The sequence below is a fragment of the Burkholderia sp. Bmkn7 genome (assembly GCF_041103175.1).
In the GTDB taxonomy this organism is placed as follows: Bacteria; Pseudomonadota; Gammaproteobacteria; order Burkholderiales; family Burkholderiaceae; genus Burkholderia; species Burkholderia cepacia.
Map to the genome: position 1 here is coordinate 2,923,110 of NZ_JBGCUH010000002.1, position 25,902 is coordinate 2,949,011.

Here is a 25,902-nt window from a genome sequence, read left to right on the forward strand (position 1 = left end):
CGCCGCGTGGTGCGGTCGCAGCGTCTGTCGTTGGCTCCGCCTCACGCGTCACGCGACAGCAGCTTCGGAATGTCTCGACTTGAACTGTCGGATCGCAACGCTGGTCAGCAGAATCGGCACCACCAGCAACCCGACGGAAAGCCAGCCAACCGCGCGCAAACCGGCCACACTGAACACCGTTCCGGCAATCGCGGGGCCGATTGCCAAGCCCAAATTGATCGCCGACGCACAGGTCGCAGTGCTTCTGCCGCTGGAATCCATTTTTGAGAGCGCCGCCACCATATACGGCGCAACCAGCGTCGCACCGGCGCTGATCAGGGCCGTCGACACGAGAAACGCCCATTTACCGCCCACGCAATACATGCCCAGGCTGCATGCGATCAACACGATGAGCCCGAAGGCGATCGGCTTGAACAGTCCGCAACGATCACCCAACCAGGAAACCGCTACGCCCACCGGCAATTGAGCGGCAGCATTGATCATGAACAGAATGCCCAGTTGCTGCGCCTCGACGCCACGAGTTGCCGCGACCTCCGCGGCGAACCCCATGAGGGCCGTCTGCGAAACGTAGATGAAGAATGCACTGATCAGAATCCCGCGGACATCGCTGGATCTGATCGCATCCTTCGCGGCACCTTCCTCGCTTGCGTTGATGGCGGGGTGCATGAATGCGCCGAAAAACAGGGCTGCCACGACAATGGCTAGCTGGACGGCATCCACGCCGATGCTCCCCACCTTCGCATTCACGACCGGCACGACATACATCGCGACGGAAAATATGACGGCCATCGCCACAGCGACTTGAGCCGCGACCTTCTCCGGGTGCTTGACGTGCGCAATCACACCGTACGCACACACGCAACTCACACCCAAGGCGACGCCGAGAATCAGCCTGGCGGCGACAAAAACATGAAAATTGTTCGTAAACATCGCGCAAGTCGACAGAACGGCAAGCGCCGCCGCAATCAGTGCGCCCGCTCTCTTGTTCAACGTCGCCATGCGCCGTCCGAAAATTACGATGGAAAGCGAAAGGCAGAGAAGCACCGCGGACGCGAGCCATCCAGCGCTGCTTTCGGACAGTCCGAACCGGGCCATCGATTCCTCGATGTTGAACGGAAGCAGATAGGTTGGGGTCCATACCACGGCCCCCGTGTAAAGCAGGGCGATTTTACGGATCCCCTTGATTTCGTAACTCACGATGCGCTCCTTGTCGTTTGCACGAATGCGAGAGCGCGTCGAAGGATCTCGATCGCCCTGCTGCTCACACCCACACGTGGACTGTTTCGAAGATGGCTTCAACCGACCGATAAATCGCGATATCGAGCTCGTTCGCGCTTCGCCGGCCCTCATATCGACGGCCGGGGTGATTCTCGAAACGGGTCGAACTCGATATCTACGGGGCAACAGGTAGCAGGACGTGCCGCTATGCCGCATCTTGACTGCGCATAGGCGGGAGCTTCAGCAGGTTTTAAGCCACGACCCGCCTGCGCTGAAGCCCCGATTCCGCTCCACATACGCGCATCGCGTCGGCCTCCTCGCACTTGATGTCGGCTGACTACGATGCCTTCTGCGATGGGGGACCGTCCAATTTCTACGGGAAAAAGCGCGGTAATTCCAACGCTCATCACGTCCGTCAATCGAAATGCCCGACCTCGAGGAAATCCTTCATTTTCAGCAGATCGTTCGGGTCCGACATTTGCCCGTTACGCTCGACGAAGCCTGCAAACGTGGTGCCATAGGTCCAGCCGAGCAATCGCTGCAGTTCCTCCGGAAAGCGCTTCACACGTTCGATCGGCAACGTGAGGTATTGGTTTTCTTCTTGACGAAGGATCGCCAGGTCATACGACATCGTCAGGCCGGTTCTCGGCGCATCGCTGACGTTCTTCCCGCCGCCGTGATAGGTCGAGCCGATGAAGAAAAGGGCATCGCCGGCGGACATCACCGCGGAAACCGCTTCCTCCTGCTTGGGCATGCGCTCGTCGTCCCACTTGTGACTGCCGGGAATGACGAGTGTGGCGCCGTTTTCCTCGGTGAAGTCCGATACCGCCACCATGACCTGGAACCGAGCTTCGCGACCGTAGTTCGGATGTCGCCAGAGCCAGACAGAATCATCGCGATGCAAGGGCTGCAGGCCTTGACCCGGTCGAATCTGAATGGCCTGCGTCACGCCCACCTGAATATCCGGGGCAATATCGACCTGGTTTTCGCCGCTCCAGATCTTGATCGGCGTCTGCAGAATGCTGCGCGCGGCGCCCAGGTAGAGCGGATGCAAAGCGACCTCGGCCATCCAGTCGGTGCGTGCGAAGAGCCGCGAAACTCGCCGCGTCTGTGTACCCGCGAAGTACTCGTCTACGCCGTTCGGAGCAGATTCGAGCGTGTCGAAAAGCGTCCGCTGGATACGTGCGAGCAGGTCGGAACCGACAAAGTTCTTGACGATCGCACCGCCATCCTGGCGAACCGCATTCGCCAGGTCATCAGGACTGCTATCACTTGAAAGGCGTTGCAACGACATGGTGTTTCCTCCAACAAGTTGTCAATGATTGAAAAGAGCAGCGTATCCGCGGTCACCATCGCCTTCTGCAATGGATGACAGGATTCGCTCGCGTAACGCCTTCAGGATTCGCGGCGGCAGCCCCGCGTCCTCCTGCGCCTGCTGGAACAGCGCGACTGCTCGCGCGTACACGTCCAGGTTCGCGCCCCGAGGTTGATAGTCGGAAGCCGCCACGGATTCGAACAGGCCCTCGATAAAGCGCGCCTGACCGGCGATGTAAGTGGGAATCAAGTCACGAATCTCGTCGATCGACATGCCCGAATTCACGACGAACCGAAGACCTTCCAGGAACGCTGCGCCAGCACCAAACACGAAGGTTCCAGTCAACCCGGCATCGAGCACGTTCGGTACATCGGGGCGTGCACCGACGTAGACGGATCGTGGCGCGATCTTTCTCACGAACGGCTCGACTTCGTTCCAGACATTCACCTCGGCGCCAAAAAGGATGGTTGCGCTTTCTCTGCCGATATCGGGCGGAAAGCACTGGATGGTCCCGCTGATGAATTTCGCGCCGACGCGGCTCACGAGCCGATCCAGCGCCTGGACCTCGGATGGACGCCCCGTTGCCAGATTGACGATCGTTTTTCCTTGCAAGCCCTCGCCCAGTTCCTCGAAGTCGCTCGCGACGTCGATCGGTGTTGCGGTCACGACGACGATGACATCCGCCTGCGCACAGGCATCCATCACACTGTCGGCCGCTCGGGCGCCGAGCTCGGACACACGTTGAGCCTTTCCCGAGTTCCTGTTCCAGACGACGACTTTCTCGCCATGCTCAATCAGAGAGATGGCGATCGCGGATCCCATCGCGCCCAGACCCAAGACAGCAATCAAGTTGCTCATTCGTACACCCTATCGTGTCGTCTACCACGTTGCAGCAAGACAATCATCATTCACATCGATCAATAAAGTCACACGACTTGGTCATATGACTGTACGGCGAGGCGCATACCAAGTATTCACGTGGCCGCGGTCCCTGCGTTGCGTTTGCGCGACCTGCAGCGGCAGACACGCCCCGGAACAGGGAACTCGCCGCACCACGTAACGACTCAAGCCACGCTAGCGGTGCAGAGTGACTGACTTGATCAAATGACCATGTATCTACAGGCACGAGTCTTATGCGCCGAATTGACATTTGGAATACGGGGTTTCCACTAGCCGGATATGAAAGCGCCGCCCGAACTCACACGATCACGCTTGCCCCCCCCCAACGCGTGGCCTGCATCTGCCTCGACGCCGGCTCGCAGCCGAGCATCTGCGGGCCGGAATCGCGTGCCGACCGATTACAGCGTGGCGCACCGCCCCGCTCCTCGGCATGCGGCACCAGGGTCACACCAGGCATGCGTCGGGGCGTCACGTTTCCCACGCAGCGCCCCGCACATCACATCCGTGCGCAGCAACGCCTTCCGAGGCTCGCGGAAATAGCGTTCATCGTCATGCTAATATCCAGCGATTCGACTACCCGGCGCGGGTAGCACCTTAGGACGAAGACATCAAACGGAGCACTGGCCTATGCAGAGAGTACGGGCTGAAGTCCGCCGCCAGGACCTCGTAGCGGCAACTGTCGCGGTTATTGCAGAGCACGGTGTAAAGGGCGCCACGACCCGTCGCATCGCCGAAGCTGCGGGTTGCCCGCTTGCTTCGCTGCACTACGTCTTTCACTCGAAGGACGAACTGTTGTTCGCGGTCTATGAGTCCTTGATCGACTTGATCCGCACAGATAGCCCGGAAGCGCCCGAGCATGGCACACTGTCTGACCTCGCGGAATTCAATTTGCGCTCGGTGATGGCCTGGTTCGAAGCAAACCCGGCATACGCAAAAACCCAGTCGGAACTCTATACATGGGCACTGCGACATCAGCCCGAAGTGGCTGTGGGCGCCCTTCGTATCTCGCTGGAAGGCGCGCGTGGCTATCTTTCCGCCGCCGAGCCGCGTCCCAGTGCAAAAGCGCTGGATGCCGTCGCGCGGCTGACCGTTGTCCTGGTGGACGGGCTACTTTTTTCCTGGTTTGCTCAAGAAGACTCGAAACGCCTGGCGGCTGACGTCGACCATGCGAGCAAGATGCTGGCCGCCTATGCGGCAACGCTCTCGGACGCTGGTCCGCCCGCGAAGACCGCTCGCAAGTCAGCACGGAAGCCGTAAGCAGTTTCTGCCCCCTAGACACCGGTTGCATAGGCCTCGCCGCGGCGAGGTTCGCATCACCTCTTTGCGAATGCCTGCTCGGCTCGTAACGCATCACGTTGATGGCTTCGTCGTGTGCGGCGCTACTCGGTGCGCACACCCTGTTCGAACGCCCGTTACGGAAACGTGACGCTCGCCCCTACCGCAACAAGCGCGACGCGGCAATCAGCACCTCAGAGAATCCACTGGCGCCACTTCCGGCATTCCAGTTCAATTCCCGTGCAAACACGACTCACCAGACGGCTTCTGGGCCGACGTCACGCCCCTTGTCCCCACGGGTTTACCTCCATCGACATCAAATCTTCGGCTGCTTAATTTTCAGAAAGGTCAAATGACCAAGTCAACCGAACGCCTTTCTCGTCCATGACTCGACCTGGCAAGCGAGGCATCCGGGAAACCATTAGCCAGCGCTTCCATGGACAAACTTTCAAGAAGCCGACATAATTCACGACCGTTGTGGTCAATTGACCATGTAATGCGAACGAACACTACACACCCACAAGACGTGAACGAACGAGGATTTTCGGGTACCGGAGTTTATCAATGACACGAGTTCGCGCTGCGATGCGGCGACAGGATTTTGTTGACGCTGCCGTGGAAGTCATCGCCGCGCATGGCGTCGCTGGCGCCACGACGAGACGCATCGCGCAAGCCGCATGCTGCCCTCTCGCGTCGCTCCATTATGTATTTCGGACCAAGGACGATCTGTTCGACGCAGTTTACGAATCCCTGTTCGATCTTCTCGCAACGGACATTCCAGCTCATGGTGAATTTCACTCGCTGGGCGAACTCGCCGGATGGCAGTTACGCGAGACCGTCGAATGGCTCGTACGGAATCCGTCGTACGCCCGCGCGCAGTCCGAGCTGATCCAGTGGGCGGAGCGTCATCGTCCGGATTTCGCGTTGAAAACCTACATTCAGACTGTCGAGCGAACGATCGCTTACTTCGGCAAGCATGTGCCCAAAGTGAGCTACGACATGCTCGAGCCTGTCGCACGAATGAGCATTATCCTGATCGATGGTTTGCTGAATAGTTGGCAAAACGAAACCGACCTCGACGGGCTCGAGGCCAATCTGGATAGTGCGAGCTCGGCGTTGGAGGCGTTTGCCGATTCGATCTCGAACTCGACCACACACGCTTGAGAATCGACGCAGTGCTACGTTGTGCCGAAGGCCAACGACCTGACAGGGCCGATGCGATGCCGATCTGCGCCACATCGCGCTTGAACGCGCGTCGCGATATCGTCGCCGCTCCGTCGACGGACGACGGCTGACAGCGGGGCGCCCACCCGAGATGAGCGCCCGTCGTCGATTCCACTCAGCTGACCGCACCCGGGGTCGCACCGAACATGGACTTCGTCTCGAGGAACTCCTCGATGCCGGCGTAGCCCCATTCGCGCCCATTTCCTGACTGCTTGTAACCGCCGAACGGCGCTGCGATATCAGCTGCGGCACCGTTCAAATGCACCATCCCGGTCCGCAGTTTTCTTGCAACCCGCTCCGCCTGCTCGATCGATTCTCCATAGACGTATCCCGACAAACCGTACGGCGAGTCGTTGGCAATGGCAACGGCGTCGGATTCATCCCGATAGGGAATGATCACCAGTACCGGACCGAAAATCTCCTCTGTCGCAATCGTCATCTGATTGTTCACGCGGCTGAAGACGGTCGGCTTGACGTAGTAACCTCTTTCGAGCCCAGGAGGACTGCCAAGTCCGCCCGACAGGAGCAGCGCGCCCTCGTCGATTCCCGCCTGGATCATCTCCTGCACCTTCCGATGCTGGCGCTTGTTCGCCATCGGGCCCATCGTCGTGCTCGGATCACGCGGATCGCCGACGACGACCTGCGCGCACGCAGCCGCGGCAATTTTTTCCGCCTCGTCGAGGCGATGCGCCGGAACCAGCATTCGCGACGGCGCGGTACACGTCTGACCGGAATTGACCATCATCTGCAGCACGCCGTGCGTCACGGCCTGTTGAAAGTTTTCGCTGTCCAGAATGATGTTCGCCGATTTCCCCCCGAGCTCCAGCGTCACCCGCTTGATCGTCGTCGCCGCGGCCTGGGCAACCTCCACGCCAGCGCTCGTAGACCCCGTCAGCGACACCATGTCGAAGAGCGGACTGGAAGCAATCGCCCGTCCCAGGCGTTGCCCCGAGCCTTGCACGAGATTGAATACACCCGGCGGCACGCCTGCCTGTTCGAGGATCTCGGCGAGAACGATGGCCGAATAGGGTGCATTCTGACTGGGCTTCAACACAATCGTGCAACCCGTCACCAACGCCGGTGCGACCTTGCACATGACCTGGTTCATCGGCCAGTTCCACGGGGTAATCAACCCGCACACCCCCACCGGCTCCTTCACGATCCGCGATGTGCCCTGGATTCGCTCGAACGAGTATTGCTTGGCGACTTCCAGCGTCGTGTGAAGGTGCCAGAGTCCCAGCGCCGCCTGGAGCGGACGGGAAATGGCTTCCATCGGAGCACCCATCTCGAGCGTGATGGCGTCCGCCATATCCTGCAACCGCTCGGTGTATACGGCGATCACGGCCTCGAGTATTTTGAGCCGCTCGACCAGCGGCGTGTTCGAGAACGTTGCGAAGGCATCGCTCGCCGCCTTCGCCGCCAGGTCCACATCCGCCTCGTCGGAGAACAGCAAGACTCCGGAGCCCTCCCCCGTCGCCGGATCGACAATTTCCTGTTCAATGCCACCGTTCACCGGCTCCACCCATCGCCCGCCGATGAACACCCGGCGGAGATGATCTGCTTCAAAAATCGGCATCAGCTCGCTCCATGTCAGTTGGTCTCGGGGCACGTCATCAGTCATCGAAATCGCCCTGGACGATCCATACTAGCGTCTTTTTTGATCATTTGTCCAAGTCACACGACTACGTAATAATCAGCATTGCCATGAGCGAGACAAAGTACGACGCTCGAAGCAACGGACCACAGTTCGGCCCCGTCAAGGTCTACGGAAACTGCGGCATGACGGCAATGATTGCGAGACGCCACGGGGCGTTCCGGCGAAATGGGCAACGCACCAAAGTCACCTTTTCCGGGCGGACCGGCGCGGCTTGCTGGCCGAACGGTGAGTTCAGATCTGCTCGGCGATCGAATCTCTGGCGAACCTCACAGAGGGTTAACCTTCATCGACATAGACTTTTTCGAGCAATACTTTCTACTACACGGTCAATTGATCAAGTCATGTGGCAGACTTTCTGCCGGATAGCCAGGAAGTAAGCAATCCGCAAAGTAGCGCACCGCGATCCGGTCGCTTTCTGACATCAACACCAAACGGCAACTCTCCCCTGGGAGCGAAAGGTAATTACCATGGCAATCATCCAAGTACAGCAGATCATGCATGAGAACCCGTTGCATGCTCGTGCTCCGCATGAACCCCGCTACGAAGATGGCAGTGCTTTCTGCGACGGCAACTATGTCCCCATCACCGAAGCGACCGTCCCGCTCGTCGACGCGGGGTTCCTGCACGCCGACGCGGCCTACGATGTCGTCACCGTCTCGCGCGGCAATTTCTTCCGGCTCGATGATCACCTCACCCGCATGGAGGAGTCGTCGGCGAAGTTCTTCCTCGAGAATCCGTTCAATCGCGACCAGGTCAAGGAGATTCTCCACAACCTCGTGCGAAACGCAGGCTTGAAGGACGCGTATGTCTGGTGGTGCGTCACCCGCGGCCCGCTGAGCGTCGACCGCCGCGACCGCAGCGCGATGAAGAACGCCATGTTTGCATTTGCCGTGCCGTTCTTCTTCCAGGCCGACGATGAGGTTCGCACGCGAGGCTCGAACCTGCTGATCAGCAAGCGGTACAACCGCATCTCCGCGAAAGCGGTCGATCCCACGGCCAAGAACTTCCACTGGATGGACATGAAGCTCGCGCTGTTCGAAGCCGCCGAGCGGAAAAAGGACTGGGCGATTCTCGTCGACGAGGAAGACAACCTCACCGAAGCAGCCGGCGCGAACGTCTTTTTCATCAAGAACGGCGAGCTCTACACGCCCGCTGAAGGCTGCCTGTTGGGTATTACGCGCCAAAGTGTGTTCGACATCGCCGCCGAGCTCGGCCTCAAGGTGAACATCGGCAAATACACCGCGACCCAGTTGCGCGAAGCCGATGAAGCATTCACGTCGTCGTCGGCAGGCGGGATCATGCCCATCAGCTCCGTCGACGATCAGCCGCTCGGCAATCGCAACGGCCCCGGCCCGATCTCCGAGAAGATTCACAACCTGTATTGGGAAAAGCGTTGGGCAGGATGGCACGCGCAGCCCGCCGAGTACTTCTCGTCGATCCCGGCATAAGCCAAGCCATGCGGAGGCGGCACGCGTAAGGAGCCGCTTCTGCCGAACAGAGCGCATCCGGCTTCGGTGAGTGAAGATCGGCTGCATGTAGTACGCACAGTCCGGCACACCATCAGGTGTGCCGGACGACCCGATCATCAACGCAACAATGATGAATGGGGCAGTTGATTCACGCAAATTACAGCAAAACGCAGATTTATAAACTTCGCATTACGAATTAATTGCAGTGACGATCATTCGTTCGCATGCGTTCGCTTATACCCAACCCTTTTGGGCGGATTCACGTTACCTGGTCAAGGTCAAGGAGATTGATGTGGTCAAGATGCCTTCTTTCAAGAAATACCCTTCCCTCGTTCGATCGGCAGCGAAATCGTCACTTCTCGCTTCCGCGGTCGCGATGACTTTGACCAGCACGTTTGCCGAAGGCCTGGACTCGTCTCATACACCGTCCGGGGCGGAGGTCGCCGGCACCGCAAACGGGATTCCCGCATGGGCACCTGTTGGAAACGTAGGTTCGGGCTGGACTTACGGCAAGCGCCGCGCGGATTTCTTCAAGTACAAGTCCGACAAGCCGCTGTACACGATCGATGCGAGTAATGTCGACAAGTACGCGGACAAGCTCAACCCTGGCCAGATTGCGCTGTTGAAGAACCTGAAGGGCTTCACGATGCCGGTCTATCCGTCCCGGCGCACGTGCGGCGTCCCCGATTTCGTCGCAGAGAACACGAAGAACAACGTGGGTTTCGCCAAGATGACCGCGGACGGATCGGAGCTCGCCGATGCTCACCTGCCCGGCTACCCGTTCCCTGCGCCCAAGACCGGCGCGGAAGTGATGTGGAACGCGAAGGTGCACTACCGCGGCGCCGGCGTCGAGATGCGCGACATCATCACCGTCGTCTCCCCGCGCAAGGGCGCGTCCGACTGGATCAAGAACGTGTCCGACGCGTGGATCTACCAGCCCTGGGGTGACAAGGCCGGCACGACGTTCGCGAAGGTCAATCAGGTCGAAGGCAACGCCTACTACGCGTACAAGTCGCCGGCGGCCATTGCCGGCCAGGCCGCGATCTTTACCACCTATGCCGGCAAGCCTACCGAAGTCTTCTACTACTTCCCGGGGCAGCGCCGCACCCGTCGCATGCCGTCGTATGCCTACGATGCGCCCCAGATCGGCTTCGACAACCAGTACAACATGGACGAAGCGCTGGTCTTCTCCGGACAGACGGACCGATTCTCCTGGAAGCTGCTCGGCAAGAAGGAAATGATCGTTACCTATAACGACCTGGGCATGTACGACTTCTCGGACAAATTTGAAGATGCCTACGGCCCCGACTTCGTGAACCCGGCGAAGCGTCGCTACGAACTCCACCGCGTATGGGTCGTGGAAGCCACGGTCAAGCAGGGGATGCGCCATACCGCTCCGAAGCGCCTCTTCTATGTCGACGAAGACAGCTGGAGCTACCTCGGCGCGGTGGACTACGACGCGCAGGGCAACATCTCGAAGGTTCGCGAGGGTTACATCATTCCGGTGTACGAGACGGGGAGCTGCGACACGCTCGCATTCGCTCAATACAACCTCGTCGACGGCCGGTACCTCGTGGACGGTTCGATGCTTGCGGCCGGACGGGACGCGAAGTGGTCGGTCGACTCGTCGGCGGACCAACACTACAAGCCGAGCTTCTACAACGCCGATAATCTCCGCGCGTTGAGCGAGCGTTGACAAGGGCCGAAACAAAATGGCTACCACCTCCTCATTACAGCCCCGCTCCAGCGTGGTGTTCGTGCGCACGGCGATCGCGGCGCTTGTCGCCGTCGGTTGCGGCAGCGCGCACGCCTTCACGTTCACGATCGGAAACGTCGAAGGTAGTTTCGATTCGACGATATCGGCGGGCGTCGGCATCCGAACCGCGTCGCCGAGCAGCAATCTCGTCTCGCCGACCTACAACGTGACCACCGGTGCGCAGACAGGTGGCGGCCGACTCGGTCAGTTGAGCGGCCTCTCCGATCAGGGCGACATCAACTACGGCAAGGGAGATCCGTTCACGAGCTATCTCAAGGGCAACCACGAGCTGGTCCTGAAGATGCCGTCGCAAGGGCTCACGTTCATGGCACGGGGCACCTGGCAATACGACTACTCCGGTACCCGCACGACAGGCGCAACCAGCGGACAGGACCTGTTCTACAACCCTTCGCCCAACCTGAGCGGCGGGCTCCCGTCCGATGCCGAGAAGAACATCCGCTTCAAGCCGCGCCTGCTCGACCTGTGGGTCAGCAAGCAGTTCAACGTAGGCGACCAGATTGCGCGCGTCCGTGTGGGTAACCAGGTCATCAGCTGGGGCGAAAGCATCTGGGAAATCGGCGGGGTCAATGCGACGAATGCGATCGACGTGAATCGCGCGTCCCAGCCCGGGGCGCAGGTCAAGGAGATCATCCTGCCCGCGCCGATCGTGAGTGTCGCATCCGGCGTGGGTCACGGCGTGAACGTCGAAGGGTACTTCCAGAGCAACTGGAACCAGAATTACCTTCCGCCGGTTGGCAGCTATTGGTCGAATCAGATCGTCGGGCCCGGCAACAACACGTATGGCGTCTCGACCATCCACCCGAAGAACGGCGGGCAGTATGGTTTTTCCCTTCGCTACCAGCCGGCGGGAACGGACCTGAATCTCGGTTTCTACACGATCGCGTACCACGACAAGTTCCCGCAAGTCTCGCTGAGCTCGACGGGCGGCACGGTTTTCCGGTTTCCGGAAGACCGTCACATGATCGGTGTCAGTGCCAACTTCCCGGTGGGCGACTGGGCGATCGGCACCGAACTCTCGTACCGTCCGCGAGACGCCGTTCCGCTGAATCCGGCCAGTGGATGCGTCGCGCAAGGAGGAAACTGCTGGGTCGACGAGAAGCGATTCCAGTGGCACCTGACGACCCTCTACTCGCTCCAGCCCGGCAATTCCGCAGCGTTCCTGAAGCTGCTCGGCGCCCAGACCGCCACGCTGACGACAGAGACGGTGATCATTGCGTATCCGGGACTTCACAAGAGCTACGGCGGGTCGCCGATTTCGCCTGGCGCGCTTCTGTGGGGGAACGAATTCAACGACTTGTTCGCGACCGGCGCACTCAACACGCCGGGTAGTGCCCAGGGAACGAAATACTCCGGCGGGATCGACGTCGATTTCAACTGGGTTTACGACGGCACCGTCATTCCCGGGTGGCAGGTCAATCCGGGGATATTCGTCCGATACGGCCTCTTCGGCAATACGCCGAACGTGAATGCCCAGTTCATGCGCGGCGTGACGGCCATGAACCTGTATGTGAACTTCATACAGAACCCGGCGAACTGGCAGGTCGGATTGAACTACACCCGTTTCATGGGTCCGACCAACCCGCTGGCCAACCCGCTACGTGACAGGGACTTCGTGGCAATCGTCGCTTCTCGAAATTTCTGAGGTCAATATGAATCAAACGCCTGTTTCCGACGCAGCCCGACCCAGCAAGCTGCTAAGAATTCTTCATTCGCTGGAAAATGCGCTGTTCGGTCACAGGCGTCTCGTGCTGGGGCTCCTGGTTCTCTTCACCGTCGTCATGGCCTGCTTCGCCGTCAAGCTGCGCATGGATGCCGGGTTCGAGAAGCAGCTTCCGCTGGGCCACGAATATACCCAGACGTTCAACGAGTATCGCGGTGACCTGCTCGGCGCCAACCGCCTGATCGTCGTCGTCAAAGCCCGCAAGGGCAGCATCTGGACGCCGGCTGCGTTGAAGCGCCTGTACGAAGTCACCCAGGCGGTCACCTTCCTGCCGAACGTGTCTCGCAGCAGCGTTCAATCCCTCTGGACTCCGAATTCATTCGTCAACGAGATCACCGAAGACGGGTTCCGCGCAGACCCGCTCATTCCCGGCACCGTGACGCCCGATCAGCTCGACAGCAACACGGTAGGCGCCATTTCGCGCTCGACTGCCCAGGGCGGCTTCGTCGGCAGCCTCGTGTCGCGCGACCAGAGCAGCGCAATGGTCACCGCCGATCTCAACGAGCTGGATGCCAAAGGCGAGCGGGTCGACTATGTGGCATTCGATCAGGCTCTCGAATCGCAATTGCGCGCCAAGTTCGAGGATTCGAACTATGAAATCCAGATCATCGGTTTCGCGAAGCAGATTGGTGATATTGCAAACGGCGCGTCGTCCGTCCTGAAGTTCTGCGCGATCGCCCTGCTCCTGACCGCGTTGGCCGTCTACTGGTACTGTCGATCCGTTCGCCTGACGATCCTGCCGCTGACCTGCTCGCTGGTTTCGCTCGTCTGGCAGTTCGGCACGCTGCATCTCCTCGGCTACGGGCTCGACCCGTTGGGCGTGCTGGTTCCGTTCCTGGTGTTCGCGATCGGTGTTTCGCACGGCGTCCAGCAGATCAATTTCATCGTGCGCGAGATCTCCCACGGGAAGTCGGTGGAACAAGCCGCTCGATCCAGCTTCAGCGGGCTGCTGATTCCCGGCACGCTCGCCCTGGTGACCGCTTTCGTGTCCTTCGTCACGCTGATACTGATTCCGATCCCGATGGTTCGCGAGCTTGCGATCACCGCTTCGCTCGGCGTGGCGTACAAGATCGTCACGAATCTGGTGATGCTTCCGCTGGCAGCGTCGTTGCTCAAAGTCGACGGCAATTACGCAAAGAATGCGGAACGGCATGCCGTTCGTCGTGGCCGCGTGCTCCGCGTGCTCGCAAAAGTCGCCATTCCGCGCAATGCAGCGATCGTCCTGCTGGCTGCCGTCGTGGTGTTCTGCGTGGCGGCCTGGGAAAGTCGGGACCGCGTGGTGGGCACCCTGCAGGCCGGCGCGCCCGAGCTTCGTGCCGATGCCCGGTTCAACAAGGATTCGTTTTCGATTGCGTCGAGCTACGACGTCGGCCTGGACTGGATTTCCATCGTCTTCGAAGCGCCGCCCCAGTCCTGCAACAACGTGGAGGTCGGCGCCTACCAGGATCGTTTCGTCTGGTCGATGCGTGCCGTCCCCGGCGTGCTGTCGGTCGTTTCGTTCTCGTCGTTGCTGCGGCAGTACAACGAGGGATACAACGAAGGCAATCCGAAGATGTCCGCGATCCCCATCGATCCCGACAACTATTCATCGCTGGCCGGCGAGGTGGCCCGCACGCCCGGCGTCATGCGCAAGGACTGCAGCATGACCGCGGTGAACATCTATCTGGCCGACCACAAGGCGACCACGATCACCCAGGTGATCAACGCCGCGAAGCATTTCCGCGATACGAACAAGCTGCCGGGCGTGAAGATCCGGCTCGCCTCCGGCAACGCCGGCGTGCTGGCTGCGGTCAACGACGAAATCGAGCGCAGCGAATTGCCGATGATGCTTTACGTCTATACGACCATCGTCCTGCTCGTCCTCGTCACGTACCGCGACCTGCGCGCGGTCCTCGCCTGCTGCTTGCCCCTGACGATCGGCACGTTCATCGGGTATTGGTTCATGAAGGAACTGCAGATCGGCCTGACCGTCGCCACGTTGCCCGTGATGGTGCTGGCGGTGGGCATCGGCGTGGACTATGCGTTCTATATCTACAACCGGCTGCAGCTGCATCTCGCCAACGGCGTCGACATCGTCAAGGCGCTCGAACAATCGATCCTCGAGATCGGGACGGCCACCATCTTTACGGCGATCACGCTCGCGATCGGCGTCGCCACCTGGTCGTTCTCCGAGCTCAAGTTCCAGGCCGACATGGGCAAGCTGCTGGCGTTCATGTTCATCGTCAACATGGTCATGGCCATGACGGTTCTGCCCGCCTTCGCCGTCTGGCTCGAGCGCATCTTCCCGCGGCGCAAGCCCGCCCGTGCCCCCGGCCTGCTCGCCCATTGAAGAAAAAGAGGATTCCATGACCCTGTATCGCAAGGTTCTCTCCCTGTCGGCCGGTGCCGTCGTCTTTGGCGCGCTGCTGGGCAGTACGCCAAGCGCGGTATCCGCATCGGAACTCCGGCCCGTTCCGGCCGTCCAGTCGAGCATCGCGACCCAGTCCGCCGTGCTGGATGCCACCTGGGCCGGCCAGCGGGTCGTGAGTGTCGGCGCGAACGGCATCGTCCTGCTGTCCGACAACCGCGGTGCGACGTACCGTCAGGCTAAGTCCGTGCCCGTGAGCTCGACGCTGACGTCCGTCAGTTTCATCGACGCCAGGACAGGGTGGGCAGTAGGCCACTGGGGCGCGATCCTGAAGACGACCGACGGCGGCGAGACGTGGGAGGTTCAACGCCTCGCGACCGGCGAAGATCGCCCGCTGTTCGGGGTGCACTTCATCGATGCCAACCACGGCGTGGCCGTCGGACTCTGGTCGCTCATCCTCGTCACCGATGACGGCGGCAAGACCTGGACCAAAAGGGAAGCCACTCTCCCGAACGGCAAGAAGTCGGACCTGAATCTGTTCGGCCTCTTCTCGAACGGCAATGGCGAGATCTTTGCCACGGCCGAGAAGGGGCAGCTCCTGATTTCCAGGGACAAGGGCAACACGTGGGAAAGCGTGGAGACCGGATACAAGGGCTCGTTCTGGTGCGGCGTGGCGCTGCCTAACGGTGTGCTGCTGGTCGGCGGGCTGCGTGGCACGTTGATGCGAAGCGAGGACAACGGCCATACCTGGACACGCGCAACGCTCGACACCAGGAACTCCATTACCGCGCTTGCGTCCCGAGGCTCCACGGTATTGGCGGTAGGTATCGACGGGTTGCAGGCTCAAAGCACCGATGACGGAAAGACATTCAAGCGCCTGCATACCGAGACCGGGACGACTTATACGGCCGCGCTACCCTCGTCTGGCGACAAATGGCTGATTTTCTCCCGCGACGGGGTCGTCTCGCGGTAACGATTCAATGTTCGTGTGGCGCGGCAGGCCGTGATCGAGAAACACGGCCCGCTGCGTCGCAGTCGATACCGCAGTCGATACCATTGGCCGTCACCTCCCGTGGCAGCCGGGTTTTCGAAGGCGATAGCCGACGCCGTGCACACTCTCCAATACGCCCGATACCCCCGCGTCCATCAGCTTTCTCCGCAGGCGGCTCATGTGGCCGTCCACAGTGCGCGTAGACGCGCTCGCGTCCGTCATGCACGCGTTGAGTAATTCGATACGCGTAAACGCATGGTTCGGCACCTTGGCCATGTAAGCGAGCAGGCGGAATTCGGCGAGTGTCATCGATATGGGCTCAACACCGAAGGATGTCCGAACGTACGCGACATGGTGTTCCATGTCGATCTCGAGCATTCCAACCCGCAGGCGGCGCGCCGGGGCGAACGCGCATGATCGCCGAAGAATCGCGAGCAATCGCGCGACGACCACTTCCGGGTTGAAGGGTCTGACAATGTAGTCATCAGCCCCAGCATGCAGTGCTCGCACCCGCTCCTTGTCCAGATCACACTCCGACACGACCACGACCGGCGTATCGCACTGTCTTCGAAGGTTGGCGAGTATTTCGAGGGTATCCGCATGTAGTTGACGAACGTCGAGAATGACCAGGTCGGGCTTCAGGTTCAGTCGTGCGGCGAGCACCGGTTGAGCCGTCGTGGTCTGAAATGTTCGGAACCCGTTGCGGATCAGGCAAGTGTCGAGCGTAGACGACATGTCCGGCGTGTCATCTACGATGAGTATCAGGGAGTGCATGAGCGAAGTTCAGAGTCGCCGTCTTGCCGACGTATGAACATGTTCGGATCGCATTCCAGGTTCACGGACATGACGTGACCCATTGGTGACGATGCTCATCACGGCGCGTACCGACGGTCTTCGGGGAGAGAGACTGATGACTGACCCATTCCGGTATGCACGCGGGGTCGGATACGGAACCCGGGGGCAATCAGCTAAGCGGCCCGTTGATTGGCCTTCCTGCAGCGGACGTTGCAGCGCATACGATGCTTCCTCAACGTCCGTGTACGATCGCGGCATTCGCGCCGGCGAACGCCGGCGCGAGAAGACATACGTCAAGCCGCGAACCCGGCTTTCACATCGGCACCAGCCGGGAATCTCGAGATCCCGCGAATCAGATCCGAGGCTTTTTCTCCAATCATGATCGTCGGCGCGTTGGTATTTGCGCCCACCAACGTCGGCATGATCGACGCGTCGACGACACGCAGGCCTTCCGCTCCCCGTACGCGCAATTGAGCGTCGACGACCGCGAGTTCGTCGTTCCCCATCCGACACGTTCCCACCGGATGGTAAACAGTGTCGGTCCGCTCGCGCAGCAGCGCACGTATGTCTTCGTCCGTACGCGATCGGGATGCGTACAGATCCTTCGTCACGAACGCCGACATCGCCGGCGTCGCCATCAACCGTCGCGTGAGCTTGTATCCCTCGACGAGGACATCCAGATCGTCCGCGTGCTCGAGGAAGGCCGGGTCGATCAGCGGCGCATCCAGCGGATCCGCGCTTCGCAGTTTCACCGATCCCCGGCTTTTCGGCCTCAACACGCATACGTGACACGAAATACCATGTCCGAGCTGCACCTTCCGGCCATGATCGCTGACCGGTCCCACGACAAAGTGCATCTGGACGTCCGGCCGATCCAGATCGGGACGCGTCTTCAGGAAGGCGCCGCCTTCGGCAAAATTGGTTGTCAGCGTACCGCTGCGCGACTTCCGGTATTGCCTGATGTCGGCCAGTGTCTTGATCCCTCCGCGTATCGATACGCCGAGCGCATCAAGGCTATTCGTCTTGTAGCTGACGACGAAGTCCGGGTGGTCCTGCAAGTTCTGACCGACGCCCGGGAGATCGACTACGACATCGATCCCGTGACGCTGAAGCTCGTCCTTCGGACCGATACCGGACAACATGAGCAACTGCGGCGACTGAAACGCGCCGGCGCAAAGGATCACCTCTCTCTTCGCCCAAACCGTCTCGACATTCCCCGCACGCGTGACTTCGACACCAACGGCCTTGTTGCCGTCGAACACAATGCGCCTGACCTGCGCACTGGTTTCGACGGTCAGATTCCCGCGCGTCTTCATATGCGGAAAAAGATAAGCACGTGCGGCACTCCAGCGCTCGCCATCCTTCTGCGTCACCTGGTAGATACCGACGCCTTCCTGCTCCGCACCGTTGAAATCGTCCGTGACGGGCAGGCCGCACTGCCGTCCGGCCTCCAGCCAACGCCCCTGAAACGGATTGTCCGTCTTCAGATCGCTGACCCAAAGGGGGCCATCGCGCCCGTGCCAGTCATTGCTCAGACGCTCGTTATGCTCGCTTCGCTTGAAATAGGGAAAGACGTCGTTCCAGGCCCAGCCTTCGTTGCCGAGCGCGGCCCAGTCATCGTAGTCGGCATGATGGCCGCGCGTATACACCATCGCATTGATCGCGGACGATCCACCCAATGCCTTGCCGCGCGGCTGATAGCCGCGCCGGCCCAGCAGCCCTTTCTGCGGCACGGTCTCGAACGCCCAATTGTTCAGCCGGGACGGAATCATCAGCACCAAGGCAGCCGGAACGTTGATTGGCCATCCGTCGCCGGTACCGCCCGCCTCGAACAGGCACAGCGTCGCGTCGGGGTCTTCGGTCAAACGTGAAGCCAGCACACTGCCTGCCGAGCCACCGCCTACAACAAGATAATCGAATGAATTGTTCACGGGTCTGTGTCCTGGATAGTGCTTGAGCGCTTCACAAGCAACTTCCTGATGTATCGATTCCACCGCTCACGTAGCGCCACCGAGCCGCTGCGCAACCGGCTTCATTCCGTCATGCATCAGCACTGTGGCCGCATCGGCAACGCTGGAGATCGTCCATCGAGCCGCATGCAGCCACTCAATGGCGCAACGCACGATCAAGTCGCAATCGCCGACGTGTCAATGGTGCTGCGCGCTCTCGAGGATCCTGCGAAAGCTTGCGACGCCCTTCTCGATCCATGCCCGAGCGCCAGGCGAGATCGCGCCCATGTCGTAGAAGCCGTGCAGCATGCCATCGCACCGGATCGTCTCGACCTTGACTCCGCTTGCGTGAAGCAGGCGACCGTATGCCTCGCCCTCGTCGCGCAGGGGATCGTATTCCGCGGTCACGATGACGGCCGGCGGCAACCCTGCGAAGTCCTTCGCATGGATCGGCGCCAGTCGCACATCCTCCGGGTTCGTGCCGTCGGGAACGTAATGCCCTTCAAACCATGCAATCGACTCGAGGTCGAGCAGATAGCCTTCACCGTTTTCCTTGAAGGACGGAAAGCCTGAACGGTCCTGTGCCACCGCGGGATAGATCAGGAGCTGCGCCGCAAGCGAAATTCCCTCGGCATGCAATTGCTGGGTCACGACGGCCGCAAGATTGCCGCCCGCGCTATCCCCGGCCACCGCCACGACGTCGTTTCCGCCCAATTCGCCTGCGTTGGCGATCACCCATTTGGTCGCGGCGACCGCGTCGTCCGCCGCGGCCGGAAACCGGTGTTCGGGCGCCAATCGGTAGTCCACCGAGACCACCACCGCATTCGCGCCGCGCGCCAGTTCCCGGCAAATGTTGTCGTGAGTGTCCAGATCGCCAATGACGAACCCGCCGCCGTGGAGAAAAACGACCGTCGCCAGACGCGTGTCCGCGCTCGGACGATAGCTCCGCGCCCGCAGCGATACAGACGCGCCGGGGATGGTCAGGTCTTCCACGCTGTGGAGATCGACAATGGTCTCCGGCGCACGAACGGCCTGAGCCAGATGCAGCATCAGTCCACGCGCTTCTTCCGGCGTTGACTGCGGCAACGGTTTCGCGCCGGACCCGGCCAAGGATTCGAGAAAACCAGCGAGATGCAAATCGAGTGCCATAACATCACCTTGTAATCGAACGTTGCATGGGATCAGCGGTACACCAGGACTTCGGCATCGGGGCTCAACTCCGGAATGGTCTTGCGCTCCTCCTCGTACTCGAAGTGGTGCTGCCACGGCATGCGATCGCCCCGCATGTGCATCTGGTGTTGCGACCGCATGACGTATCCCGCATTGAAATTGTTCGGGTCCGTCCAGGGCAGCCGCTGCATGTCGGCGTCCTCGGCTCTCAGGCGCGGTTCCACCGTCTTCGCACCGACCTTTTCCATATGCGCAAGGACCCGACAGGTGAATTCGCACACGAGATCGGCGCGGAGCGTCCAGCTCGAACGGTAGTAGCCGTAGATGAACGCCATGTTCGGGATACCCTCGATCATCAGCCCTCGATACGAGACCCGCTTGGTCATGTCGACCGGATCTCCATCGATCTGAAAGGCGATCTGGCCAAACGCACTCATGTCGAAGCCGGTCGCCGTCACGACGATATCCGCCTGCAGGTGCTCGCCCGACGCCAGCGTGATACCGGTTTCGTCGAACGATTCGATGGTGTCCGTCACGACGGACGCCTTCCCGTCCCGGATAGCCGCGAAGAGATCGCCCTCCGGGACCGCAGCCACGCGCTGCTGCCAAGGGCGATAGCTGGGATTGAAGTGCTTGTCGACGTCGAAGCCTTCCGGCAGCTGTTGCCGGATCTCGTTGATCAGCCAGTCGCGAACCGCATCCGGATTCGCCGAGGACAGATTGATCAGGTCGAACGTCTGCTTCAGGTGTGCCCGCCGCAGAATCTCAGCGCGCCATTCTTCGGGAAGGTTCAGTTCGCGAAGGGTGGTGTCCAGTTGATGCGTCCACGGAACCGACGTGAAGAACGTCGGCGACCGTTGAAGCATCGTCACATGCGCCGCGGTTCCGGCGAGCGCCGGGATCAGCGTCGCGGCCGTCGCGCCCGAGCCGATCACGATCACCCGCTTTCCGGCATAGTCCAGATCTTTCGGCCAGTGCTGCGGATGAACCACCGTTCCCTTGTAGCGATCGAACCCGTTCCACTTCGGGGTGAAACCCTGACGATGGTCGTAGTACCCCGCCCCCAACCACAGGAAGTCGGTGGTCATCAAAAAGCGTTCGCCCGTATCGCCGCGCGATACCTCGACCGTCCAGCGCTTGTGTTCGTTCGACCAGTTCACCGTTTGAACACGATGCCCGTAGCGGATCTTCGAATCGAGCCCGTATTCCTTGATGACCTCGCCCAGATAGCTGTGAATCTCCTCCGCCGTGGCGATCGAGCGCCCCTGCCACGGACGGAATCCGAACGCATACGTGTACAGATCGCTGTCGGAACGTGCGCCGGGGTAACGGTGGGTCCACCAGGTACCGCCGAATCCGTCCATGGCCTCCAGAATGGCCAACGAGCGACCTGGCAGATTCATGCGGAGATGGCACGCGGCGTCAATCCCCGAGATCCCGGCTCCGACAATTAGTACTTCTACGTGCTCCGGCGAGCGCGAAGCTGTTTGTTTCTCAGTCATGAGATCCCTCCGATGACCAGTTATTGAAGATTTTTGTCAGGCCGCACAACCATATCGCCCGACTCAGTCATTTGACTATCTAGATTTGAGGCGCTCAACCGTGCTGGTAGCGATAATCCGTGAGACTCGAGGAAGATCGTCTACATCCCGCCCGACATGCAAGCAGGTCATTGCAATACGACCCCTACATAAGTGGTCATCCCGAACATGATCAAATGACCAAGTCCAATGACTCCCAGTCTTATGCAGCCGAAGGACAATTTGAATCAGGGCTTTCCATTACACGGTCGGGTGAGAAGGGGTCTTCGCGAAGCGCCCTCCGCCGGCGATGTCAAGCCCTTTCCGCCCGCAGCTCTCGCCGAAGGATCTTCCCTACGTTGCTCTTTGGCAGGCTGTCGCGAAACTCGATGCTTTTCGGACGCTTGTAGCCCGTCAGTTGATCTTTGCAGAAGGCCATCAGGTCTTCGACCGTCAGCTCCGGCGCTTTCCTGACCACGAACAGCTTGACCGCCTCTCCAGAGTGCTCATCGGGTACGCCGATCGCCGCGACCTCGTATACACCGGGGTGTTTGGCCACGACCTCTTCGATCTCGTTCGGGTAGACGTTGAAGCCGGACACCAGGATCATGTCCTTCTTGCGGTCGACGATTCGTACGAAGCCATCCGCGGAGATCGATGCAATGTCGCCCGATCGGAAGAAGCCGTCCGCGGTCATCACTTTCGAGGTCTCGTCCGGTCGCTGCCAGTAACCCGCCATCACCTGGGGACCGCGGATGCACAGCTCGCCGGCTTGTCCCGGCGGCAGTTCCTTGCCATCTTCGTCCCGGATCGACACTTCGGTGGAAGGCAATGGCAGGCCGATCGTGCCATTGAACTCGTGACGGTCAACGGGGTTGACCGTCACGCACGGCGATGTCTCGGACAGTCCATATCCCTCGATGATCGGTGCACCGGTCATCTCCTTCCAGCGCTTTGCGACAGCTTCCTGAGTAGCCATCCCGCCGCCGTTGGCCAGCAGCAGATTGGAGAAGTCGAGGCGCAGGAAATCGGGATGATGAAGCATCGCGTTATACAGTGTGTTCACGCCCGGGAAGCTCGTGATCTTGTATCCGGCGAGCGACGCGATCATCCCGCCGATGTCACGCGGATTCGGAACCAGTACGCACATCCCGCCCGTATGCATCGTCAGCAGGCAGCAAACGTTGAGCGCAAAGATGTGATAGATCGGAAGGGCTGCCACCGTGATGAACTGCTTCACGTCGGGACGCCAACTTCGAGCGGGCTTGAGCCAGACGTCCGTCTGCAATACATTCGCGACGATGTTCCGATGCAACAGTGTCGCCCCTTTGGACACGCCGGTCGTCCCCCCCGTATATTGGAGAAACGCAATGTCATCCGGTGACGGGCAGACCGGCGCGAATGTGCTCCGGCCGCCCTCTGCAATCGCGTCGTCAAACGCCGTGTGCGCGCTCGGGATCGCCGCGATGGACGCGCCGTCCTGCGTGGCAATCAGAACATGCTTCACCTGCGTGTGCGCAATGATGGCGTCCAGCGTTGCAGCACAACTGTCGAGTATGACGATCGCCTCGGCACCGCTGTCTTTCAACTGATGTTCCAGCTCACGCGGGGTATAAAGCGGGTTGACGTTGACGACAACGTAGCCGGCGCGCAGGACTGCACAGATCGAGATCGGGTACGGCAACACATTCGGCATCGTGATCGCGACGCGCGCACCGCGCTCGAGCCCCCGCGATTGCAGCCACACGGCCAGCGAGCGCGACATCACGTCGAGTTCACCATACGTCATCAGCGTGCCGTTACACGCAAACGCGGGACGTTCCTTAAACTGGCCGAAGCTTGCCTCGATTAACTCGCTGACGGATCGATACGCGCTCCAGTCGATCTCTGCCGGCACCTCTGGCGGATAGGAAGCAAGCCAGATCTTTTCCATACCCAATCTCCTCTGTCCTGTTGGAATAATCGCGCAACGCCCGTCGTCTCATCACGATCGCGGCAAGCTCGATGACCTCGCCCGACGCGAGAACGCTGTCCCGCCTACTCGCCGCAAACGGTGTCGCACGGACGGCGAGGCGCCAGGTCGCGCGAAGGTCGAAGCGTCAGATATTGACGCCATGTTTTTCGGCAAGCCGCCGAACGAAGGAAGCGGCGCGCTCCAGCAGATATCTCGCTGTCGCGATATTGCGGGCTGCGGTAACGATGCCGTGATGATGTCCGGGCAGATGGTGATGCTCGACTTCGCTGCCGGCGCGTGCCGCGCACGACGTGTAGGCAACGCCCTCGTCACATAGCGGGTCAAGTCCGACCGTTGAGATGAACATCGGCGGCTGCCGCCGGCCCTCCGCATGCAGCAGCGGAGACAGGCGCGGAAGGTCGAGCGGCGTGCCGGCCGGCACGTAGTGATCGCGGAACCAGTGCATCGATTCGGCCACAAGCGGAAATCCGCCTTCAATACGTCGATACGAAGGCAGCGACGCCGTCAGGTCCGTCACCGGATAAAACAGGATTTGTCCGACGATCGAGGATGCTGACGCCAATGCCGCATTCGCGATGATCGTCGCCATGTTGCCACCAGCGCTGTCGCCTGCCAGCACCACGCGAGATGCGTCGATGGAGAGCGCTGATGCATGGGCAACCAGATAGTCCAATGCCCGCTCACAGTCCTCGAGCGGGACCGGCCACCGATGCTCCGGCGATCGCCGGTACTCCACCGAAGCGACCGGACACCCGCTATGACGTGCGAGATGACGGCAAATGCCGTCATGCGTGTCCACACTCCCGATCACCCAGCCGCCCCCGTGAATGAAGACAACCAGCGGATTGCCGACGACAGCTTCCACATTGCGTGTGCGATAGAGCCGTACCCGAATGCTGCCGCCTGTTACGGGAACCGCTAGGTCGTCGTGGACAACAGCGTCGTCAGCAGCGATGCCGTTCAGTTCGCACGCACGCGCGAAGTTCGCGCGGGACTGATCCACGGAAAGACTGCCGTAGTGCAGTCCGCCCAGTTCGCGGAACGCCCGTACGGCGTCCCGGGCATCGTCAGCCACTTCCGTCAGCGGTAACCAGAGCTCCGATGTCATGCGCATCTCCGCTCAGCGCGTACCGAATACGCTTTGATCCCATCGCGTGACGGCACGATATTCATCGACCGTTCCCGGCCAGTTGTTAATCACTTTCCCCTGCGCGTTCTTGTACCAGCTCGAGCAGCCGGCGGAAAACGCCGAGCCGGCCATCGCTGCCTGCAGCTTGCTGTTGTATTCGTCGAACACCGCCCTGTCAACGTCCACTGCGTCGACACCCGCGGCCGCCATGCTTCCGATCGCATCGATGATGTAGTTCTGCTGGATCTCGAGCATCGACACGATCGAGTTGTGGTTCAGGTTCGTGTTCGGCCCGTACAGCATGAACATGTTGGGAAAGCCCGGCACCGTGATGCCCAGATAGGCTTCCGGGCCGTGTTCCCACGCTTGCGCCAGCGTACCGTTCGTCCCGCGGACCTGCAGACTGCCCTGGAATGCCTGGCTTTCGAATCCGGTTCCGAACACGACCACGTCGAACGGCAGAATACGGCCGTCACGGGTCTCGATGCCGTCTTCGACGAACGCCTCTACGCCCGCCGTTTCCAGCGAGACGTTGTCACGCGTGAGCGCCGGATAGTAGTCGTCCGAACGCAGAATCCGCTTGCACGCGTATTCGTAGTCCGGCGTCAGCTTCTCGCGCAGCACCGGGTCGGACACCTGCCGATGAAGGTGGGCCAACGCCAGGCTCTTGCCTTCCATTTGCGCATTGGAGCCGATCCGCGTGCGCTCGAACCCCGACTCGCGGAAGGCGTGTAGCGATTTACGGCTTTCCTCGAAGAGATGAGGTTCTTCCTCGTACAGATCGAGCTGCTCCTTCGGAAAGATGATCTGGTTGCGCGGCATGATCCAGTTTGCGCTTCGCTGGAACACCGTGAGCTGCGCGACCTTGGGCGCGATGGCCGGCACGTACTGCACGGCGCTTGCGGCATTGCCGATGCTCGCCACACGCTTGGCGCTCAGATCGACATCGTGCCGCCACTCCGCGGAGTGGAAGTAATCCCCCTTGAAGCTTTCCAGGCCGCGAACCGCGGGAATCATCGGCCGGTTCAATTGTCCCCACGCCGGCACGAAGAAGCGGGCGGTCAGCCGCGAACCGTCGTTCAGCTCGAACCGCCAGAGGCGTGCAACCGCATCCCATTCCGCGCTGCGAATCTCGCGATTGAACCGAAGGTGTTCTGCCAGGCCGAACCGCGTGGCAAGCGATTTCAGGTAATTGAGCAGTTCATTTCTTCCTGCATACATCGCGCTGACGCGCAAGTGCGGATGGAAGCTGTAGCAATACAGGTGCGACTCGGTATCGCATGCCGCGCCGGGATACGAATTGTCGAGCCAGACGCCGCCAAGCTCCGGACGCTTCTCGAGCACAACGAAGTCGTCGATACCCGCGATTTTCATGCGGGCCGCCATTCCGAGGCCGCCGAAGCCGGCACCCAGAATGACGACCTCGTGATGCTCAATCCTTTCTACAGTATTCACGGTGCACTCTCTCTAT

Annotated in this window: 18 protein-coding genes; 7 read left to right on the forward strand and 11 right to left on the reverse strand. The window is 60.6% G+C overall.

Features of this window, described 5'->3' with window-relative positions; all coding sequences use genetic code 11:
* Positions 1 to 48 precede the first annotated feature (48 nt).
* The 3 genes from AB3K92_RS19075 to AB3K92_RS19085 all read right to left on the reverse strand — a co-directional run bounded on the left by AB3K92_RS19075 (position 49) and on the right by AB3K92_RS19085 (position 3,391).
* Positions 49 to 1,197, reverse strand: a complete 1,149-nt coding sequence (locus tag AB3K92_RS19075; RefSeq protein ID WP_059485474.1) for an MFS transporter — start codon at positions 1,195 to 1,197, stop codon at positions 49 to 51.
* Between the two features lie 436 nt (positions 1,198 to 1,633).
* Positions 1,634 to 2,512: a phytanoyl-CoA dioxygenase family protein gene (locus AB3K92_RS19080; RefSeq protein ID WP_059485475.1), complete on the reverse strand. Its 879-nt coding sequence runs from the start codon at positions 2,510 to 2,512 to the stop codon at positions 1,634 to 1,636.
* A gap of 21 nt (positions 2,513 to 2,533) precedes the next feature.
* Positions 2,534 to 3,391 (reverse strand): NAD(P)-dependent oxidoreductase, encoded by an 858-nt coding sequence (locus AB3K92_RS19085; protein ID WP_081057975.1) that lies wholly within the window; start codon positions 3,389 to 3,391, stop codon positions 2,534 to 2,536.
* A 669-nt stretch (positions 3,392 to 4,060) separates the two neighbouring features.
* On the opposite strand from AB3K92_RS19085, the gene AB3K92_RS19090 reads away from it, so the two are divergent.
* Both AB3K92_RS19090 and AB3K92_RS19095 read left to right on the forward strand, forming a co-directional pair.
* Positions 4,061 to 4,690: a TetR/AcrR family transcriptional regulator gene (locus AB3K92_RS19090; protein ID WP_034202087.1), complete on the forward strand. Its 630-nt coding sequence runs from the start codon at positions 4,061 to 4,063 to the stop codon at positions 4,688 to 4,690.
* A 582-nt stretch (positions 4,691 to 5,272) separates the two neighbouring features.
* The gene (locus AB3K92_RS19095; protein WP_034202086.1) at positions 5,273 to 5,872 is read left to right on the forward strand and encodes a TetR/AcrR family transcriptional regulator; all 600 of its coding nucleotides are present in this window, start codon (positions 5,273 to 5,275) and stop codon (positions 5,870 to 5,872) included.
* Positions 5,873 to 6,047: 175 nt separating this feature from the next.
* Here AB3K92_RS19095 and AB3K92_RS19100 read toward each other — a convergent pair whose 3' ends face one another.
* Positions 6,048 to 7,508, reverse strand: coding sequence for an aldehyde dehydrogenase family protein (locus tag AB3K92_RS19100; protein ID WP_059488333.1), 1,461 nt, complete (start codon positions 7,506 to 7,508; stop codon positions 6,048 to 6,050).
* A 548-nt stretch (positions 7,509 to 8,056) separates the two neighbouring features.
* Here AB3K92_RS19100 and AB3K92_RS19105 point away from each other — a divergent pair.
* The 5 genes from AB3K92_RS19105 (at position 8,057) to AB3K92_RS19125 (ending at position 15,875) form a co-directional block, all read left to right on the forward strand.
* Positions 8,057 to 9,037, forward strand: a complete 981-nt coding sequence (locus tag AB3K92_RS19105; RefSeq protein ID WP_006498943.1) for a branched-chain amino acid--2-keto-4-methylthiobutyrate aminotransferase — start codon at positions 8,057 to 8,059, stop codon at positions 9,035 to 9,037.
* 226 nt (positions 9,038 to 9,263) lie between these two features.
* The gene (locus AB3K92_RS19110) at positions 9,264 to 10,754 is read left to right on the forward strand and encodes a DUF1329 domain-containing protein (protein WP_104765794.1); all 1,491 of its coding nucleotides are present in this window, start codon (positions 9,264 to 9,266) and stop codon (positions 10,752 to 10,754) included.
* A gap of 16 nt (positions 10,755 to 10,770) precedes the next feature.
* Entirely contained in the window at positions 10,771 to 12,477 is a 1,707-nt protein-coding gene (locus tag AB3K92_RS19115; protein WP_059488258.1) for a DUF1302 domain-containing protein, read from the forward strand.
* Positions 12,478 to 12,484: 7 nt separating this feature from the next.
* Entirely contained in the window at positions 12,485 to 14,884 is a 2,400-nt protein-coding gene (locus tag AB3K92_RS19120) for an RND family transporter (RefSeq protein ID WP_059488261.1), read from the forward strand.
* 16 nt (positions 14,885 to 14,900) lie between these two features.
* On the forward strand, positions 14,901 to 15,875 hold the full coding sequence (locus AB3K92_RS19125; protein WP_059488263.1) for a YCF48-related protein: 975 nt from the start codon (positions 14,901 to 14,903) through the stop codon (positions 15,873 to 15,875).
* Positions 15,876 to 15,965: 90 nt separating this feature from the next.
* On the opposite strand, the gene AB3K92_RS19130 is transcribed toward AB3K92_RS19125, so the two are convergent.
* The 7 genes from AB3K92_RS19130 to AB3K92_RS19160 all read right to left on the reverse strand — a co-directional run bounded on the left by AB3K92_RS19130 (position 15,966) and on the right by AB3K92_RS19160 (position 25,886).
* Positions 15,966 to 16,667 (reverse strand): response regulator transcription factor, encoded by a 702-nt coding sequence (locus AB3K92_RS19130; protein ID WP_059488265.1) that lies wholly within the window; start codon positions 16,665 to 16,667, stop codon positions 15,966 to 15,968.
* Between the two features lie 314 nt (positions 16,668 to 16,981).
* Positions 16,982 to 18,619, reverse strand: a complete 1,638-nt coding sequence (locus AB3K92_RS19135; RefSeq protein WP_059488267.1) for a GMC family oxidoreductase — start codon at positions 18,617 to 18,619, stop codon at positions 16,982 to 16,984.
* Positions 18,620 to 18,835: 216 nt separating this feature from the next.
* A complete protein-coding gene (locus AB3K92_RS19140; RefSeq protein ID WP_059488269.1) occupies positions 18,836 to 19,786 on the reverse strand; it encodes an alpha/beta hydrolase in 951 nt (316 codons plus the stop codon).
* Positions 19,787 to 19,818: 32 nt separating this feature from the next.
* Positions 19,819 to 21,309, reverse strand: a complete 1,491-nt coding sequence (locus AB3K92_RS19145; protein ID WP_059488271.1) for an NAD(P)/FAD-dependent oxidoreductase — start codon at positions 21,307 to 21,309, stop codon at positions 19,819 to 19,821.
* A gap of 331 nt (positions 21,310 to 21,640) precedes the next feature.
* Positions 21,641 to 23,260, reverse strand: coding sequence for an AMP-binding protein (locus tag AB3K92_RS19150; RefSeq protein WP_369465626.1), 1,620 nt, complete (start codon positions 23,258 to 23,260; stop codon positions 21,641 to 21,643).
* 166 nt (positions 23,261 to 23,426) lie between these two features.
* Complete coding sequence (locus AB3K92_RS19155) at positions 23,427 to 24,410, reverse strand: alpha/beta hydrolase (RefSeq protein ID WP_059488337.1); 984 nt, start codon at positions 24,408 to 24,410, stop codon at positions 23,427 to 23,429.
* A 12-nt stretch (positions 24,411 to 24,422) separates the two neighbouring features.
* A complete protein-coding gene (locus AB3K92_RS19160) occupies positions 24,423 to 25,886 on the reverse strand; it encodes an NAD(P)/FAD-dependent oxidoreductase (protein WP_081057935.1) in 1,464 nt (487 codons plus the stop codon).
* Between the last annotated feature and the right edge of the window lie 16 nt (positions 25,887 to 25,902).

Excerpts from the sequence above, each read along its gene's own strand:
- AB3K92_RS19115 (WP_059488258.1), top strand. The coding sequence starts at position 10,771 with ATGGCTACCACCTCCTCATTACAGCCCCGCTCCAGCGTGGTGTTCGTG.
- AB3K92_RS19095 (WP_034202086.1), top strand. The coding sequence starts at position 5,273 with ATGACACGAGTTCGCGCTGCGATGCGGCGACAGGATTTTGTTGACGCT.
- AB3K92_RS19090 (WP_034202087.1), top strand. The coding sequence starts at position 4,061 with ATGCAGAGAGTACGGGCTGAAGTCCGCCGCCAGGACCTCGTAGCGGCA.
- AB3K92_RS19120 (WP_059488261.1), top strand. The coding sequence starts at position 12,485 with ATGAATCAAACGCCTGTTTCCGACGCAGCCCGACCCAGCAAGCTGCTA.
- AB3K92_RS19105 (WP_006498943.1), top strand. The coding sequence starts at position 8,057 with ATGGCAATCATCCAAGTACAGCAGATCATGCATGAGAACCCGTTGCAT.
- AB3K92_RS19125 (WP_059488263.1), top strand. The coding sequence starts at position 14,901 with ATGACCCTGTATCGCAAGGTTCTCTCCCTGTCGGCCGGTGCCGTCGTC.
- AB3K92_RS19100 (WP_059488333.1), bottom strand. The coding sequence starts at position 7,508 with ATGCCGATTTTTGAAGCAGATCATCTCCGCCGGGTGTTCATCGGCGGG.
- AB3K92_RS19080 (WP_059485475.1), bottom strand. The coding sequence starts at position 2,512 with ATGTCGTTGCAACGCCTTTCAAGTGATAGCAGTCCTGATGACCTGGCG.
- AB3K92_RS19130 (WP_059488265.1), bottom strand. The coding sequence starts at position 16,667 with ATGCACTCCCTGATACTCATCGTAGATGACACGCCGGACATGTCGTCT.
- AB3K92_RS19155 (WP_059488337.1), bottom strand. The coding sequence starts at position 24,410 with ATGACATCGGAGCTCTGGTTACCGCTGACGGAAGTGGCTGACGATGCC.
- AB3K92_RS19145 (WP_059488271.1), bottom strand. The coding sequence starts at position 21,309 with ATGACTGAGAAACAAACAGCTTCGCGCTCGCCGGAGCACGTAGAAGTA.
- AB3K92_RS19085 (WP_081057975.1), bottom strand. The coding sequence starts at position 3,391 with ATGAGCAACTTGATTGCTGTCTTGGGTCTGGGCGCGATGGGATCCGCG.
- AB3K92_RS19150 (WP_369465626.1), bottom strand. The coding sequence starts at position 23,260 with ATGGAAAAGATCTGGCTTGCTTCCTATCCGCCAGAGGTGCCGGCAGAG.
- AB3K92_RS19140 (WP_059488269.1), bottom strand. The coding sequence starts at position 19,786 with ATGGCACTCGATTTGCATCTCGCTGGTTTTCTCGAATCCTTGGCCGGG.